Source organism: Mangrovicella endophytica, assembly GCF_002893625.1.
GTDB classification, from domain to species: Bacteria; Pseudomonadota; Alphaproteobacteria; order Rhizobiales; family Rhizobiaceae; genus Mangrovicella; species Mangrovicella endophytica.
In genome coordinates this window covers 1-15,755 of record NZ_PKMZ01000001.1, presented here as the reverse complement: position 1 = coordinate 15,755, position 15,755 = coordinate 1, and the positions used below count along the sequence as shown (strand labels likewise).

Annotated in this window: 12 protein-coding genes and 1 pseudogene; 5 read left to right on the top strand and 8 right to left on the bottom strand. The window is 67.0% G+C overall.

The window, feature by feature from the left end; all coding sequences use genetic code 11:
* The first annotated feature begins 105 nt into the window (after positions 1–105).
* Positions 106–753, top strand: a complete 648-nt coding sequence (locus tag C0R46_RS00065) for a glutathione S-transferase N-terminal domain-containing protein (RefSeq protein ID WP_102957560.1) — start codon at positions 106–108, stop codon at positions 751–753.
* A 7-nt stretch (positions 754–760) separates the two neighbouring features.
* Positions 761–1,585: a TIGR00282 family metallophosphoesterase gene (locus tag C0R46_RS00060; RefSeq protein ID WP_102957559.1), complete on the top strand. Its 825-nt coding sequence runs from the start codon at positions 761–763 to the stop codon at positions 1,583–1,585.
* Positions 1,586–1,609: 24 nt separating this feature from the next.
* Here C0R46_RS00060 and C0R46_RS00055 read toward each other — a convergent pair whose 3' ends face one another.
* The 3 genes from C0R46_RS00055 to C0R46_RS00045 form a co-directional block, all read right to left on the bottom strand.
* Positions 1,610–2,425 carry a TIGR02186 family protein gene (locus C0R46_RS00055; protein WP_102957558.1) on the bottom strand — a complete coding sequence of 272 codons (816 nt, stop codon included), beginning with the start codon at positions 2,423–2,425 and terminating at the stop codon, positions 1,610–1,612.
* On the bottom strand, positions 2,425–3,354 hold the full coding sequence (locus C0R46_RS00050) for a sulfite exporter TauE/SafE family protein (protein ID WP_102957557.1): 930 nt from the start codon (positions 3,352–3,354) through the stop codon (positions 2,425–2,427). Before C0R46_RS00050 ends, C0R46_RS00055 begins: the two co-directional genes overlap by 1 nt.
* A 103-nt stretch (positions 3,355–3,457) precedes the next feature.
* Positions 3,458–7,444, bottom strand: a complete 3,987-nt coding sequence (locus C0R46_RS00045) for a peptidoglycan-binding protein (protein WP_102957556.1) — start codon at positions 7,442–7,444, stop codon at positions 3,458–3,460.
* Positions 7,445–7,728: 284 nt separating this feature from the next.
* Between C0R46_RS00045 and C0R46_RS00040 the strand changes: the two genes are divergently transcribed.
* Together C0R46_RS00040 and C0R46_RS00035 are read left to right on the top strand one after the other, a co-directional pair.
* A complete protein-coding gene (locus tag C0R46_RS00040; protein WP_245413353.1) occupies positions 7,729–8,208 on the top strand; it encodes a MerR family transcriptional regulator in 480 nt (159 codons plus the stop codon).
* Positions 8,209–8,476: 268 nt separating this feature from the next.
* Complete coding sequence (locus C0R46_RS00035) at positions 8,477–8,917, top strand: GFA family protein (RefSeq protein WP_157944500.1); 441 nt, start codon at positions 8,477–8,479, stop codon at positions 8,915–8,917.
* A 56-nt stretch (positions 8,918–8,973) separates the two neighbouring features.
* Here C0R46_RS00035 and C0R46_RS00030 read toward each other — a convergent pair whose 3' ends face one another.
* The 4 genes from C0R46_RS00030 to C0R46_RS00015 form a co-directional block, all read right to left on the bottom strand.
* Positions 8,974–9,735: an EAL domain-containing protein gene (locus tag C0R46_RS00030; protein ID WP_102957554.1), complete on the bottom strand. Its 762-nt coding sequence runs from the start codon at positions 9,733–9,735 to the stop codon at positions 8,974–8,976.
* Positions 9,736–9,895: 160 nt separating this feature from the next.
* Positions 9,896–11,542, bottom strand: coding sequence for a Na/Pi cotransporter family protein (locus C0R46_RS00025; protein WP_102957553.1), 1,647 nt, complete (start codon positions 11,540–11,542; stop codon positions 9,896–9,898).
* A 214-nt stretch (positions 11,543–11,756) separates the two neighbouring features.
* Positions 11,757–13,136, bottom strand: a complete 1,380-nt coding sequence (locus C0R46_RS00020; RefSeq protein ID WP_102957552.1) for an L-serine ammonia-lyase — start codon at positions 13,134–13,136, stop codon at positions 11,757–11,759.
* Positions 13,137–13,333: 197 nt separating this feature from the next.
* Positions 13,334–14,410, bottom strand: coding sequence for a YihY/virulence factor BrkB family protein (locus tag C0R46_RS00015; protein WP_102957551.1), 1,077 nt, complete (start codon positions 14,408–14,410; stop codon positions 13,334–13,336).
* Between the two features lie 294 nt (positions 14,411–14,704).
* Here C0R46_RS00015 and C0R46_RS00010 point away from each other — a divergent pair, with 294 nt between their 5' ends.
* Entirely contained in the window at positions 14,705–15,346 is a 642-nt protein-coding gene (locus tag C0R46_RS00010) for a S24 family peptidase (protein WP_102957550.1), read from the top strand.
* Between the two features lie 205 nt (positions 15,347–15,551).
* Here C0R46_RS00010 and C0R46_RS00005 read toward each other — a convergent pair.
* Positions 15,552–15,755: pseudogene (locus C0R46_RS00005) on the bottom strand (hypothetical protein); the annotation flags it as partial.

Sequence of the window (15,755 nt, the reverse complement as noted above, 5' to 3'; positions counted from 1 at the left end):
CACAGCTTTCTTCGGCCGGCATTGCACGACGCTTGACCCGTGTCGGAATTGCGGCGACGCACTAGCTTGCCCGCGAAAGCCGCTGCGGCAAAAAGGAGCTGCCCGATGATCGATCTCTACACCTGGACGACGCCGAATGGCGAAAAGCCGGTGACCATGCTCGAAGAGTGCGGCCTCGATTATCGCCTCCACCTCGTCGACATCTCGTCCGGCGCGCAGAAGGCACCAGACTTCCTGGCGATCAACCCGAACGGCAAGATCCCCGCCATCGTCGACAATGACGGCGGCCAGTCGATCCGCGTCTTCGAATCCGGCGCCATCCTGATCTATCTCGCGGAGAAGACCGGCCAGTTCCTGCCGACCTCCGGGCAGGCGCGTGCCGAAACGCTGGCTTGGACCTTCTTCCAGGTCGGCGGTGTTGGCCCGATGCTCGGCCAATGGAACCACTTCGCCAAGTTCGCCAAGGAGAAGATCCCCTATGCGATCGATCGCTACCGTGATGAATCGCTGCGGATCCTGCGCGTCCTCGACGAGCGGCTGAAGAGCAACGACTATCTCGCGGGCGACACCTACACGATCGCCGACATCATCAATTTCGGCTGGGTCCGTATCGCCGTCTCCGGCAAGGGCCTGAAGGACGACGGCGCCAACGAGCTCGAATCGCTCCTTGCCTGGGTCGAGCGTGTCGGCTCGCGCCCGGCCGTGCAGCATTCGCTTCACAAGCTGGAAACGGCGAAGAACGAGCGCGGCTGATCCGTCGATGCGCTTTCTCTTCCTCGGCGACATGGTCGGCCGCACCGGGCGCATGGCCGTGTTCGAGCGCCTGCCCGGCCTGATCGCCGACCTGAAGCTCGATTTCGTGGTGGTGAACGGCGAGAATGCCGCCGGCGGCTTCGGCATCACCGAGGATATCTTCCTGCGCACGCGGGAGGCCGGCGCGGACATCGTGTCGACCGGCAACCACGTCTTCGACCAGCGCGAAGCGCTGGTGTTCTCCGCCCGCCAGGACCGATTCCTTCGTCCTGCGAATTTCCCGGCAGGAACGCCGGGCAGTGGCTCCGGCCTCTTCGAGGCTCGCAACGGCGCCCGCGTCCTCGTCGCCAATGTGATGGGTCGGGTGTTCATGAACCCCGATCTGGACGATCCCTTCCGGTCCGCCGACGAGATCGTCTCCGCCTGTCCGCTTGGCGAGCAGGCGGATGCCATCATCTTCGACTTCCATGCCGAGGCGACGAGCGAGAAGCAGTGCTTCGGCCACTATCTCGATGGGCGCGCCAGCGTCGTCGTCGGCACCCATACGCATGTGCCGACCGCGGATCACCAGATCCTGCCGGGCGGCACCGCCTATCAGTCGGATGCCGGCATGTGCGGCGACTACGATTCCTCGCTCGGCATGGACAAGGAGGAGCCGCTGAACCGCTTCCTGTCGAAGATCCCGCGCGGGCGCATGGAGCCGGCGCAGGGGCCAGCGACGATCTGCGGCCTGGGCGTCGAGATCTCCGACCGCACCGGCCTTGCCGAGAAGGTGGCGCCGCTCCGCCTCGGCCCCCGCCTCTCGGAGGTGCTGCCGGACTTCTGGGCCTGACGTCTCACTGGCCGTCGAGCGCCTTCAGTCGCGGCGGAAGACGATCCGCCCGAACCAGCCGGTGAAGATCGCCAGAAGCACCGCGAAGATGCCGTAGGTGAGGCTGTTGCGCGTGGCAAAATCGTAGACGAAGTTCTCGAAGCCCGTCTTCACCACATAGAGCTCGTCAGAGCGCTCACGCAGGAAGACGCCGCTGCGGAACAGGAAGGCGCGGGCGACATGCCGCCCGACCGGCAGGTCCGCCGGCAGCTGCAGATCGGCCCTGAACAGGGTCGGGCTGACGAACTCCACCGTGCCATGCGTCTGGTTGTACAGACCGGTCTCTTTCTTGATGCGCCGGAAGGCGGTCGCGTAGATGTCGCGGTTCGGTACCGCCGTCTCGCCTTGGCGCTTGGCGTCGAGACGCAGGTCATCGATGCCGATCGACAGCTGCGCCAGCGTCGATTCCGGCGCGATGTCGCCGAGCGGACGGGTGGAGGCCAGCGCATAGGAGCTCGGCGCGGCGTTGAAGTCTTCCGAGCCGCGGTTGATCCAGAGGCCGAGCGTCCGCTCCTTCTCGCGCACCACCACCGGGCGCTTCGGCCCCTCCAGCGCGACGATGATGTCGTAGCGCTGCTGGCGCAGGATCTGCGCATCGGCGTTGTCGAGTGCCCCGAAGATCACCAGCCGGGCGCCGTTGAAGTCCGAAGTGATTCCGATCCGCTCGGTGGAGAGGCCGATCTCGAAGGTTTCGGGCAGGAGGTTCTGCGCCGTCGCGGGTGCCAGCGCTGCCGGCACCAGAGCGGCCAGTGTCCCGGCACAGGCAAGCCTGCGCAACAGCCGCTGCGGGCCCGAGCGCATCAGCCGAGCTCTCCGGTCGGCAGCGTGATGGAGAAGAGTTCGCCGGGATAAGCGACGAGCTGGAAGGCAAGGCGCAGGCACACCGACAGCACCAGGAGCGCGAGCAGCGCGCGCAGCTGATCGCCGCGCAGCTTGCGGCCGGCCTCGGCGCCGAACTGCGCGCCGACGACGCCGCCGATCATCAAGAGGAAGGCGAGGACGACGTCGATCGTCGTATTGGTCGCGGCCTGGAGAACCGTCGTGACCGCGGCGGTGAAAATGATCTGGAACAGCGAGGTGCCGACGACGACGCTCGTCGGCACGCGCAGCAGGTAGATCATCGCCGGCACCATGATGAAACCGCCGCCGACGCCCATCACGGCCCCGAGAATGCCGATGAAGAGGCCGATCCCGAGAACCGGGATGACCGAGACGTAGAGCTTGGAGCGCTGGAAGCGCATCTTCAGCGGCAGGCGGTGGATCCAGCTGTGGTGGCCGGATTTCCGGATCTCGCCCGAGCCATCGCCGGAGGCGCGCAGCATGGCGCGGACGCTCTCGACCAGCATCAGCCCCCCGACGGTGCCGAGGAAGACGACGTAGAGAAGCGAAACGATGAGATCGAGCTGACCGAGCCGGCGCAGAAGGGTGAAGAGAAGAACGCCGAGCACCGAGCCGACCGCACCGCCGATCAGCAGCATGGTGCCGAGCTTGAGGTCGACCGTGCCGCGCTTGTAATGCGCCAGCGCCCCCGAGAAGGAAGACGCGATCACCTGGTTCGCACCGGTTGCGACCGCGACCGCGGGCGGGATGTTGTAGAAGATGAGGAGCGGGGTGATCAGAAAGCCGCCGCCGACCCCGAACAGGCCCGACAGGAATCCCACGGCCGCGCCCATGCCGATGAGGACGAAGACGTTGACCGAGAGTTCCGCGATCGGGAGATAGAGATTCACGCGCGAGTACAGCTTCGGGGGACGGGCGGAAGGCGAGGCCCGTCTTCGCCCGAAGCCCCCGCCCCTGTCAAACGCGGATCATCGCTTCCGCGCCAATGATATGTCAGGCGTCCTTGCGCTGCAGCAGCGCCCGGATCAGCGGCTCGTCGATCTGACCGTTCGGCGTCAGCCCCGTCTTCTTCTGGAAGGCGATGATGGCCTCAGTGGTCTTCTCGCCGATCACGCCGTCCGGCACGCCCGGCTCGTAGCCGAGCTTGATCAGGATCGCCTGGACGTTGCGGATCGCCCGCTTCATGTCGATCGAAGAGGTCTGGTCGCTCGGCTTGTCCCAGCCATCGGGGACCTGGACGGTGTTGGCCTCCTCGACACGGGCCTTGGGCTGCCAGTTGGCCACCGCCGCATCGGCGGCCTTGACCGTCTCCGCGGGCAGCGACTTTGCCAGTTCCTGCCGCTTCTCCTCGGCATCCTTGTCACCGGCACGGGCGACGATGGAGAACCAGCGGTAGGACGCTTCGAGGTTCTGCTCGACGCCCGATCCGCGCGCAAACAGGATGCCGAGATTGTACTGGCTGTCGCGCATGCCGTAGGCGGCCGCGTCGCTGAACCACTTCACGGCCGTCTCCGGCTCCGACTTGCCGTCTATGCCGGTCGCGTAGAGGACCGCGAGGTTGTGCATGGCCCGCACGTTCCCCTGATCGGCCGCCAGAAGGTACCAGTCGCGCGCCGTCGGCAGGTCGCGGGTGACGCCATTGCCCTTCTCGAACAGGGTGCCGAGGCTGTACTGCGCCGGCGCGAAGCCAGCCGTCGCGGCCTTGGCGAACCACGGCAGCGCCGCGGACGCGTCCGGCTCGCCGGCACGGCCTTCCATGATTCGCAAGCCCACCTCGAAGATCGCCTTCGGGTCGCCACCGTTGGCGGCTGCCGTCAGGGCCGGCGTGCCGATGCCATCCGGAACGGCCGGCAGCATCCGGGTCGCGGCGGGGAGCTTGGCGGTCGCCGAAGCCAGCAGGCCGGCATCCGTGGACGACGCGGCGGGAGCGGTCGGCAGAGCGGCCTCGCCGGCGCCTGCCACTTTCGAGCCGGCCGGAGAGGCCGCACTCAGCGCCGAGGCCAGTGGTGCAGCGTCCGCTACCGGAGCAGAGCCGGTTGGCGCCGTCATTGCCGAGGAAGGCTGGGGTGAAGCGGACGGCGCCATCGCCGGCGTGCCGGATGGCGCGGCCGTGCCGGCAGGCCCGGCGTTTGCCGCCGGCGTGGTGCTCTCCGGCGCGGCGGGAGCGATCGCCGAAGGCTGCTGCGGCGGTGTCGCCACAGGCATCAACGGCGGCTTGACGGATGCCTCAGACGCTGCGGGCGCGGCGGGCGCGACCGGCGCCGCATCCTCGATCTCGGACGACGATGCAGCAGGTGCTTCGGCCGGCGTCGTGTTCGACATCGGCGTTGCCGGCTCCTCGATCTGCACGCCGGCGTCCTCGTCGACGGCATCCGGACGCTGCGCCAGGAAGGCGCGGCCGAGCGGCATCGCCATCAGGGCCAGCAGCACGGCTCCGACGGCCATCAGGATGGGCTTGCGGCGGCGCGAGATCGCCTCGCTGAGGCTGACGCGGCCGCCCTCCTCCGAACCGTTCGAGCGCAGGCTCTCGGCCTCCGCAGCCGCGGCGACGGCGGCGCGCTTGGCGGCGGCGCGGAAGTCGGCGCGAACGGCGGGATCGACCTCGGCCGTGCCGGCGCTCTGCTGAGCCCGCACGCGGTTGAGCAGGGCCGCGATGTCCGGAGCGCCGGAGCCGATCTCCAGCGGCCGGTTGGCCTCGCGCGTGTCGATGAAGTCGGCGGCATCGAGCGAGGGCGCCCGCATCTCCTCCGGCGTCTCGTCGCGCGTGCCTTCGAGAACGTCGCCGGCTGTCTCGCCCGCACTCTCCGCCGCAGCGTCGCGCAGATTCAGCCGGCGCGAGATGGCATTGCGCAGACCGCCCACATCGGCGCCGCGCATCGGCGGCTCGGCAGCCGCCGCAGCGGATGCGACAGCCGGAGCCGCTGCGGCCTGCACGACCGGCGCACTCTCGCGGACGTCGTTGCGGTGGCTCGCACCGGCGAAGTCACGATCCATCTGGTCGAGCCGCTGCACGATCTTCTGCAGCGTGCCGTGGACGGCCTCGAAGACATGGCCGGCCCGCTCGTCAGTCTGGCGCGCGAGCGCCTCCAGCGAACGCAGGTCCTGCGAGAGCTGCTCGACATGCTCGCTTTCGCGGAAGGCGCCGATCTCCAGCATCCGCTCCACGGCCTCGTCGGCGGCCGCCTTCGCAGATGCGATCAGGGCGTCGCGGTTCTCGTCGAGCCGGCGCTCGATCGCCGCCAGTCGCTCGTCGAACTCCACCTCGCCGCCCGAGCCGAAGCCGCCGATGGTGCCGACCTGCTGCGACAGCTTGGCGATCTGCGCCTCGAGCGAGCGGACCAGCGCCTCGTCAACCTGCGGCAGGCCGCTCTCGATGCGCGCGGCCAGGTCCGACAACCGTCCCTCGATTGCCTCCACATCGACGCGCGGCTGTTCGGCTTCAGCCAGCAGACGCTCGAGCCGGTCCGAGAAGTCCGACAGGCGCGCGGCAAGCTCGCCTGAAACGCCATCGAAGGACAACGCTTCGACGCGCTGCGCCAATTCGCTGACGCGCTGCGACAACAGCTCGGCGTCACCCTCCTGCGCAATCTGGTCGACCCGCGCGGTCAGCGCCGCAATTCGGGCTTCGATGCGCTCGATCGGCGCCATGTCCAGCTGCGCCGGTGCCTGGCGTGCATTGGAGACGATGGCGCGCGAGATCTCGTCGAGGCGTTCCTCCAGAGCCACGAAGTGGTCGATGTCGTGCTCGGGCTGGTGCGTCAGCAGCTGCTCGATGGACAGGGCGAGCGAATGGATGCGCTGCTCCAGCGGCGCGATCGGCAGCGTCTCCGGGAGCTTTGCGAGCGCCGTCTCCAGCTGCTCCATGCGCGCGGCCATCGCCTCGATCTTGGCTTCGATGTCACGCGAGGCAAAGCGCTCCTCGAGCTGGCCCCAGCGCTCCTCGACGGCCTTGATCGAGCGTTCGCTGGCAAGCGTCTCCAGCTTCTCGCGCAGCGCCTGCATCTCCTTCTGCAGGAGGTCGCTCAGCTGGTCGCCGTCCGGTGCGGCACGGTCGAGATAGCGCGTCTCGAAGTCGTCCCAGCGGCGCTCCACGGCCTTGATGTGGTCCTCGCTGGCCAGACCGCCGAGAGATTCGCGCAGACGCTCCAGCTCGGCCTTCAGATCCTGCTTGGCGCGCGTTTCTTCCTCGGCCTTGCCGCTGATCGAGGTCGCGAGATCGTCCCATCGCCGGCCGACCGACTGCAGCGTGTCCTCGCGCGCCGTCTGGGCAACCAGCTGGCGCATCTGGCGCAGCTCGTGGCGCAGTGCTTCCACCATGCCGGGATCAGCGCCGCCGTCGACCATCTGCACGAGGCCGCGATCGACGCGCGAGATTTCGGCGTCGATGGTGTCGGGGCTCGCCTGGTCAGCGACGAGTTGGCGCAGTTCGTCGAAGGCGGTCCGCATGTCGTCGAAACGCGGCTCGATGCGCTCGGCCACCTCCGACTTCAGCGTCGCGCGGAGCTGCTGCAGCTCTGCCGTGACGCTCGCCATCAGGGCGTAGCTGACGCCATCGGACTTCAGCGCCTCGATGTCGGCCTGGGCCGGACGGGCCGCAACAGGAGCGGTCGGACGCGGCGCAGGAGCGGAATGGCGCGCGATGATGTCGCGCAGGTCGGCGGCGGCCGCCGCAGCACCCGCGCTCTTCTCACCCTCGCGCTCCAGCATCTGCCGGCGCATGGCGATTTCGGAAACGGCGTCGGAGAGCGATGGGCGCGGCGCCGGGGTCGGCGCGCTCGGCTGCCCCGCAAACTGCGCCGCCATCTCGCCGGGCACCTCGGTGATCCGGCCGGACGGCGCCGGCGACACTACGCCCTTGCTCAAGGTCAGCCGCGACAGCCGGCTTTCCAGCTGCTCAAGAGTTCGGTTGAGCGAGGCCAGCGAAACGTCAGGCTCGTCAGCGGAGCGCTTCACCTGAGCTGCGGTTCTCGGCTCGGCCATGTGAGTCTCCTCGTTCCGTCCCCGACGCAGGTCGCCCGGCGCAGCTTTGTTCCCAACGACACGCTCGGCCGGCGATGCCGCTAGGTAATCCGGTAAACGATGCGTGATCCGGATTATTCAGAATTCGTTAAATACGCGGGGAAGCGTGATCGAAGCTGGATTTTAGAATGAGACCACATCTTGTAAGCGCCTCATTCTTCACGATATTACGCGGGGACAGAGTTGGCCTCTACGCCTTTGAGACCATTGAACTCTCCTCCAACGAACTTCCCGGAATCCTCTAAATGACAGACATGAAGACCGTCGAGCCACTCGACGACGGCGTCGTTGTGGCGGACGTCGAGTTCCTCCTCGGAATGAAGGAAGATCGCCATTCGGATCGGCAGGTCTTCAAGATCGGTGATCTGGCGCGCGAATTCGGCGTCACCCTGCGGACATTACGCTTCTACGAAGACCGCGGCCTGCTCTCGCCGGACCGCCGCGGAACCACGCGCCTCTACTCCCGCAAGGATCGGGCGCGGCTGCGGCTCATCCTGCTCGCCAAGGTTCTGGGCTTCTCGCTGACCGAGGCCAAGCAGCTGATCGAGATCTACCATCAGCCCAACGGGCGCCGGAAGCAGCTCGAGGCGGCGCTGGAGCGCTTCCAGGAGCAGGAGAAGGTCTTGCGCGATCAGCAGAAGGAGATTGCGGCCTCGCTCGACGCGATGACGCTCTCGCTTCAGCATGTCAGCCGGCTCCTGGAGCAGCAGGCGGCCGCGGAGTGACTTCGGGGCCCTGCATTGTCGGATGACGCGTGATGCAGGGCTCCGTCTCGACACTTTATCGTTGAGAGCGGCGCGGCCGGAGGACCGTCGCCGCTTTGGACGTTCCGGCAGCCGGGAACCGCCTCTTCTGGCGCCGATCGGACCTTCGCAGTGGGCACCGCTCACATATGCGATCTTGGCCCCGGCCTCGTCTTCGTGAATGAATGAGCCGAAACGTGGCGGCCGCGGAATGCGGCCGGTCCACGGCATTCACGATGGAGGCATTTCGATGAGCGAGCTGACCGGCGGCTGCCAGTGCGGCGCCATCCGCTACACCGTCAAGGGCGAGCCGGCGATGGCCAGCCTCTGCGAATGTCGAATGTGCCAGCGCTCAGCCGGTGCGCCGCTTCTCGGCCATGCGCAGTTCAGCGCCCAGAACGTCGTCTGGCACAAGCAGCCCCCGAAACTCTTCCGCAGCTCTTCGGTCGCCGATCGCGGTTTCTGCCCGGACTGCGGCACACCTCTCACCTACCAGTATCTGCCGACGGGCACGATCAGCATCACGCTGTCGAGCCTCGACGATCCCGAAGCGATCATCCCGACATCGCATCTTGGCGCCGAGTCGCGGCCGTCCTGGCTCGTCGCCGCGATGGCCTTGCCGAACGAGCCGGCCGAACTCGATGGCGGAGGAGTGCAGAGCTTCCAGTTTGCGGTGCCGAAGCGGTCCTGATCCAGCAGTCCGGCCCGCCTGTGCACGATCAGGCCTTGGCCGACGGTGACGTTGTCTCAGGCCGCGACCGCCGCGCCGGCGCCGATCGGCGGCAGCGCCTCGAAGGCCGGCTTGGCGAAATAGTAGCCCTGGAACAGCCGGATGCCGGCAGCCTTCAAAGCCAGAAACTCCGCCTCCGTCTCCACGCCTTCGGCAAGCACCGTGATCCCCAGTTCCCGCGCGATGTGAAGCACCGCCGCCAGGATCGCCTGACGCGGACGGCTCGTATCGACATCGCGGACGAGCTTCATGTCGATCTTGATCAGGTCAGGCTGAAAGTCGGCGAGGAGCCCAAGACCGGCGAAGCCGGCGCCGAAGTCGTCGAGCGCGGTGATGAAGCCGCGCCGCCGGTATTCGGTGATGATCTTCGTGAGGTGATCAGTGTCGACTATCTCCTCCGCCTCGGTGAACTCGAACATGATCGAGTTCAGCGGAAAGCGGTGCGTCTTGGCGGCGGCGAGCGTTGCACGCAGACAGGCCGCCGGCTCGTAGACGGCGTTCGGCATGAAGTTGATGGAGAGCCGCAGGTCTGCGCCCTGCGGGAAGAGCGCCGAGGCAAGCTCGATCGCCTTCACGCGGCAGGCCTGATCGAAGCGATACTTCTGATCCGCCGCCACCTTGCTGAGAACGCCATAGGCGCCCTCGCCGGCCGTGCCGCGGATCAACGCCTCGTAGCCCCACACACGCTCCGCCGCGACGTCGTAGATCGGCTGGAATGCCATCGAGAAGGTGAAATCGAGCTCGGCGCCTGAGCGGCAGCCTTCGCATCCGTGAGCCATGCCGCCACCTGCAGGGTCGGAGTATCCGTCCGTTGATGGCTACAGCAGAAGCCTTGATCGACCTTTAAGCAGCCCCCGCAGCGCCGGGATGATCGATAGCCGGCGTAGAACCGCGCCTCTACCGCCGCGCCTGCCCGATCCGAGCATGCGAACCACGGCTTCACGCGGTCAGGCGGCTTCCGCGCAGCTGGCCGGCGGCCTCCAGGATGCCGTAGGCCGTTGCGGCGATATGCGACTCGATGCGTTTCAGATCGCGGGTGATGTCGAGCTGCAGCGAACTCGTCTCGATCTCGCCGCGCGCGCCGGCGCGCATATGCTCGACATGCCGCTGCGTTGCTTCCCGCTCGATGTCGCGAAAGCTCTCCTTCTCGGCGACGAGCCGTCGCGCGGCCTGCCAGTCCCCGGACATGAAGACCGCGACGGCCAGTTGGAGGTGATCGAGCAGCCGCGCATGCATGTCGTCGACCTGCGCCTGCGCTTCCTCCGGAAGTCTCAAACCGTTGCTGACGCGTTTGGCGGCGAGATCCATCAGGTTGCGGTCGATGATGTCGCCGATATGCTCGAGGTTGATCGCGAGCGCCAGCGTGTCGGAGAGGCGCTGGGCCTCCTCCGCGTCCAGACGCTCGTGGCGGATTTGGCCGAGATAGCGCTGGATCGCCTTGTAGAGCCGGTCCAGCGTGTCATCCATGCGGCTGATCGCGGCAATCTTGTCGCGGTCGTCACGATGAAAGACGTCCTGCGAGCCGCGCAGCATCGCCTCCACGATGTCGACCATGCGCAGCACCTCGCGCGCCGCGTTCGACAGAGCGACCGAGGGCGTTCCGAGCGCCATCTCGTTCAGATATTGCGGCTTGCCGGCATCGGCCGCTTCAGCCTGCTTCGGCAGAAGCCGAGCCATCAGCCGCGCCTGCCTCGGCAGAAGCCCGACGAAGAGGATGGCGGTTGCGATGTTGAAGCCGAAGTGGAACAAGGCCGCAGCCCGGGCGGGACCGCCGGCGAGATCGAGCAGCGGCGCCGTCAGGTAGGGCAGCAGCGGCAGCGCGACGATGCAGCCGACGACGCGGTTGAGGAGATTGCCGACAGGCAAACGCAGCCGCGTGGGATCGCCGCCGAGGCCGCCGATCACCGGGTTGAGCGCACTGCCGAGATTGGCACCGATGACGAGCGCCAGGGAGGCCTGCGGCGTCACCACGCCTGCCCCGGCCAGCGACATGATGAAAAGCATTGCCGCGACGCTGGAATGCGCCGCCCAGGCCAGCAGCCCGGCCAGCAGGATGCAGAGCAGCGGATCATCCGTCACCGCCTGCAGAAGATCGCGCAGGACGGCCGAGGCTTCCAGCGGCCGCATGGTCTCGATCAACAGGTGCAGCGACAGGAGGATGATGCCGAGCCCGACAACGGCCGTGCCGGCATCGCGAGCCGCGGCGCGACGGCCGCGCCGGAACAGGACGACGCCGATCAGGATCAGCGCGGGATAGACCAGCGTAATGTCGAAGGAAACGAGCTGCACGATCAGCGTCGTGCCGACATTGGCGCCGAGCATGATCGCCAGCGCCGGCACGAGATCGACGGCTCCGCCGATCGTAAAGGATGTCGCCATCATCGCCGTCGCCGTGCTGCTCTGCAGAAGGCCCGTGACGACGAGACCGGTAAGGACGGCGCGGAAGCGGTTCTTCAGCCCGATGGAGAGGAAGTGCCGGAGGCTGCTGCCGAGCGCGCGCTGCATGCCAGCGCTGACCATCTGGATGCCCCACAGCAGCAGTGCGACTTCGCCGCACAGACTGATCAGGACATGACTGGTAGGCATCGGCTGCTTCCCTCCACGAGGCTGCGCAAGGCTCCGAAAAATCTCGAGAATTGTTGTCACAATAGAGAGCCGGACGGGCGAAAACAATATTCGCCGGCAAAGCTTTTGACTTGTGCGTTTTCGACCCTTGAGGAGCGCCGTCGCCGTCGCCGCAACACGGCTGGTCGGCGAGGCGCTTGGGCGCTCGCCCGGCGCCCCTGTCCCGCAGCTCCGCTCAGCAGAGCGTGACGTTCACCGCCAGCCCGCCGAGGGCGGTCTCCTTGTACTTCTCGCTCATGTCCACGCCGGTCTGGCGCATCGTCTCGATGACACTGTCGAGCGAGACGAAGTGCGTGCCATCGCCCTTGAGCGCCAGTCGCGCGGCGTTGATGGCCTTCACCGCGCCCATCGTGTTGCGCTCAATACAGGGGATCTGCACCAGCCCGCCGATGGGATCACAGGTGAGGCCGAGATTATGCTCCATGGCGATCTCGGCAGCATTCTCCACCTGGCGCGGCGTACCGCCGAGCACGGCACATAGGCCGGCCGCTGCCATCGAGCAGGCAACGCCCACCTCCCCCTGGCAGCCCATCTCGGCCGCGGAGATGGAAGCGTTCTGCTTGTACAGCGCGCCGATCGCAGACGCCGTCGCCATGAACTGCACGACGCCGTCGTCGTTCGCCGAGTGGACGAAGCGCTCGTAATAGGCGAGCACCGCCGGTATGACGCCGGCCGCGCCATTGGTCGGCGCGGTAACGACACGGCCGCCGGCGGCATTCTCCTCGTTCACCGCAAGCGCATAGAGGTTCACCCAGTCAAGCGTCGTCAGCGGGTCGCGCAACGCCTGCTCCGGCCGGCGCAGCAGCTCGGTATGGAGCTGCTTGGCGCGTCGGCGCACCTTCAAGCCGCCCGGCAGGATGCCGTCCATGCGGCATCCGCGCTCGATGGAATCGAACATCGCATCGCGGATCGAGAGGATGCCGGAGCGGATTTCCTCCTTCGACCGCCAGGTCTCCTCGTTGGCCAAGACGACCTCGCCGATGGTCATCCGCTCGCGGTCGCAGATCGCCAAGAGCTCGTCGCCGGAAGCGAAGGGGAACGGCGCGCGCGCATTGGTCATCACCGGCGCGGCATTCTCGACCTCCGCCGCCGAGAGGACGAAGCCGCCGCCGACCGAGTAGTAGTCTGCCCGGTCGATTTCCCGGCCGCCCGCATCGAAGGCCTCGAAGCGCATCCCGTTGGAGTGATGCGGCAGGCGCTCGCGCATCAGGAGGAGCAGCTCGTGACCCTCGCGGAAGGGGATGCGCTGGGCGCGGTCGAGCTGCAGCTCGCCCTGCTGCCGAATGAAGGCGTAGAGCTCTTCGGCATCATCCGGGTCGAGCGTGTCGGGGCGAAGCCCGGCAAGTCCGAGCATCACCGCCTTATCGGTGCCGTGACCCCTGCCCGTCAGCGCCAGCGAGCCGTAGAGGCGCACCGTCACCCCGGCCGTCAGCGTCTTCAGCCCGCGCTCTTCGAGACGGTCGAGGTAGCGTCGGCAGGCCCACATCGGCCCGACCGTATGGGAGGACGATGGTCCTATGCCGATCTTGAAGAGCTCGAAGATGCTGATGGACATGGCAACGATCCCGCTGACGCCACCGCCACGTGCCGGTCCCCGTCTGCCGCTTCCGGCCGAGGGGTGGGCTTTGCAGTTTCAGCGTCGATCAGGGGCCAATATAGGCACCTGTCGAGGATTTTCCGCGGGCAGGACGCGACGCCGCCGCATCGGTTCGCGACATGGGGCGGCCGCTGTGGCACGAGGCGCTGGACGTCTCAGCCTTTCGGCACTTCGGGCGCCGGCTTCAGCCAGCCGAACAGCCCCTTCTTCTCGGCCGTGGGAGCCTTGTCGCGTGTCGAGCTCTTGCCGATCGTGTCGGCGACGCGGGCGCCGCGCGTGCCGATCGGCTTGTCCGGCTTGTCGGTCGTGTCGATGGCCGTCTGATGCTCCATCTCGGCATTGATCTCCGCGCCGACGATGAAGATCACCGAGGAGATCCAGACCCACATCATGAAGCCGATCACCGCACCCAGCGAACCGTAAGTGGCGTTGTAGTTGGCGAAGTTGGCGAGATACCAGGAGAAGCCCACGGACACGGCCAGCCAGACGATGGCGGTCAACACGGCGCCGAACAGCACCCAGCTCCAGCGCGCCCGGTTCCGGCTCGGGCCAAAGCGATAGACGAAGGCGATGGCGCCGACGATCAGCGCGAAGGCGACAGGCCAGCGCGCGGCGGCAATCAGAAGGTCGGCGAAGCTTTCGAGGCCGAGGATGCTCATCACCGCCGGCACGATGCCAACCAACGTGATGAGCAGGATGCCGATGAAGACCGCACCGAGCGTGAAGCAGAAGGCAACGGCGTTCAGCTTCAGGAAGCTGCGCTCCTCGTTCTCGCCATAGGCGACGTTCATCGCCTCGAACAGCGTCTTGATGCCGTTGTTGGCGCTCCAGAGCGAGAACAGGAGGCCGGATATGAAGCCGACCGAGAGCGAGGCCGGGTCCTGCCGCGCAAGCGTCTTCAGCTGCGTCTCCAGGAGCTCCGTGCCGGCCGGCGGCAGAAATTGCCCGATGAAGGCTATGTGGTCGGCGATGGTCACGGGGTCGGCGACGAAGCCGTAGAGCGAGACGAAGACCGCAAGAGCCGGAAAGAGCGCCAGCAGCAGGTAGAAGGTCGCTCCGGCCGCGATCAGCATCACCCGATCCTCGAAGAAGGAGAAGTAGATGCGGACCAGAATGTCCTTCCAGCCTCGCCACGGGATGTGCTGAGGCGCCCTGGCATCGCGGCCGCGATCGGGCTCGCTGGCGCGCCGGCGGGTTTCCTCGGTGGTGTTCGGCGCAAATCTGAGGCTCATCGTCAGCGGCACTCCTTGCGCGCGTCCTCGGCCAGCCGGAGCAGGTGCAGCGCATGGCCGGTGACGGTGCCGCCGACGCGGCAGTAAGACTCCTATCCCATCAATGCCACAATTGCGCCAGAGTTCCAGCAGGTCGCGCGTTCCGCGCATCTGCAGGCGCGACGACTGCTCTGCAACTCGTCCTGTACAACACGTCCATCATGAATTCGGGCTGGACAGTGGCGGGCGCGCACTTTAAGACTCACGACAAGGACTTTATTCCTCACTGTCTCGCTAGCGCCTAGGCGTATTCGCATGCTGTCACATGACCGGATCTGGGCTGCTATCGACGCGCTCGCGGCACGCTACAAGCTGTCGCCGTCCGGACTTGCCCGCCGCGCCGGCCTCGATCCGACGACCTTCAACAAGTCCAAACGTGCGGCCAATGACGGCCGCCCCCGCTGGCCCTCGACCGAGTCGATCGCCAAGATCGTCGAAGCGACGGGCAGCAGCATGGACGAGTTCGTCGGGCTGATGCGCGGCACGTCGCTGGAGCCGCGCATACCGAAGATGATGACCGTGCCGCTGCTCGGCCTTGCCGAAGCCGGCGCCGGCGGCTTCTTCGACGATGCAGGTTTTCCCGTCGGACAGGGCTGGGACGAGATCAGCCTGCCGGCCACGAATGACGAGACCGTATATGCACTGGAGGTGTCCGGGCAGTCGATGATGCCGCTCTACCGCGACGGCGACATCGTCATCGTGTCGCCCAGCGCCTCGATCCGGCGCGGTGATCGCGTCGTGGTGAAGACGCGCGAGGGCGAGGTGATGGCGAAGATCCTGCAGCGCCGCACCGCCCGCACGATCGAGCTGGCTTCCGTCAATCCGGACTATCCGGATCGGCAATTTGCGGTCGATGAGATCGAATGGATCGCCCGCATCCTTTGGGCGAGCCAGTAGCAGCGCAATCTCCATCAGCACGGCCTCAGGACCACGCCAGCACGGCCGCGGAACCCTTCGATCGTCAGTTGGCACAGGGCGCCAACGACGGGTCAGCCGGCCGTCCTGCGCCAGAGCACGTCCCGAAAAGCAAACCGGCCGGCGTCGGGTGACGCCAGCCGGTCATTGTCATTGATGTCCCGATCCCTCGATCGGGATCAGCCGATCAGAACTCTTCCCAGTCGTCCTCGGACGCCTGCGCCTTCAGCGCGGCCCCGCCGGCGCCCTGCACCTTCATGCGGACCGCCGTGCGCGGCACAGCACCGGTCGAGCGGGCGTTGCCACCCATCGGCCGTGCGGAGGCCTTGCGGGCCTGGGCGGCGTGGCCGGCGGCCGATGCGGTGCGGAACTGGGCGATGAGGTCGGCCAG

Coding starts and splice junctions, on each gene's coding strand:
- C0R46_RS00065 (WP_102957560.1), top strand. CDS start 106: ATGATCGATCTCTACACCTGGACGACGCCGAATGGCGAAAAGCCGGTG.
- C0R46_RS00060 (WP_102957559.1), top strand. CDS start 761: ATGCGCTTTCTCTTCCTCGGCGACATGGTCGGCCGCACCGGGCGCATG.
- C0R46_RS00055 (WP_102957558.1), bottom strand. CDS start 2,425: ATGCGCTCGGGCCCGCAGCGGCTGTTGCGCAGGCTTGCCTGTGCCGGG.
- C0R46_RS00045 (WP_102957556.1), bottom strand. CDS start 7,444: ATGGCCGAGCCGAGAACCGCAGCTCAGGTGAAGCGCTCCGCTGACGAG.
- C0R46_RS00040 (WP_245413353.1), top strand. CDS start 7,729: ATGACAGACATGAAGACCGTCGAGCCACTCGACGACGGCGTCGTTGTG.
- C0R46_RS00035 (WP_157944500.1), top strand. CDS start 8,477: ATGAGCGAGCTGACCGGCGGCTGCCAGTGCGGCGCCATCCGCTACACC.
- C0R46_RS00030 (WP_102957554.1), bottom strand. CDS start 9,735: ATGGCTCACGGATGCGAAGGCTGCCGCTCAGGCGCCGAGCTCGATTTC.
- C0R46_RS00025 (WP_102957553.1), bottom strand. CDS start 11,542: ATGCCTACCAGTCATGTCCTGATCAGTCTGTGCGGCGAAGTCGCACTG.
- C0R46_RS00020 (WP_102957552.1), bottom strand. CDS start 13,136: ATGTCCATCAGCATCTTCGAGCTCTTCAAGATCGGCATAGGACCATCG.
- C0R46_RS00015 (WP_102957551.1), bottom strand. CDS start 14,410: ATGAGCCTCAGATTTGCGCCGAACACCACCGAGGAAACCCGCCGGCGC.
- C0R46_RS00010 (WP_102957550.1), top strand. CDS start 14,705: ATGCTGTCACATGACCGGATCTGGGCTGCTATCGACGCGCTCGCGGCA.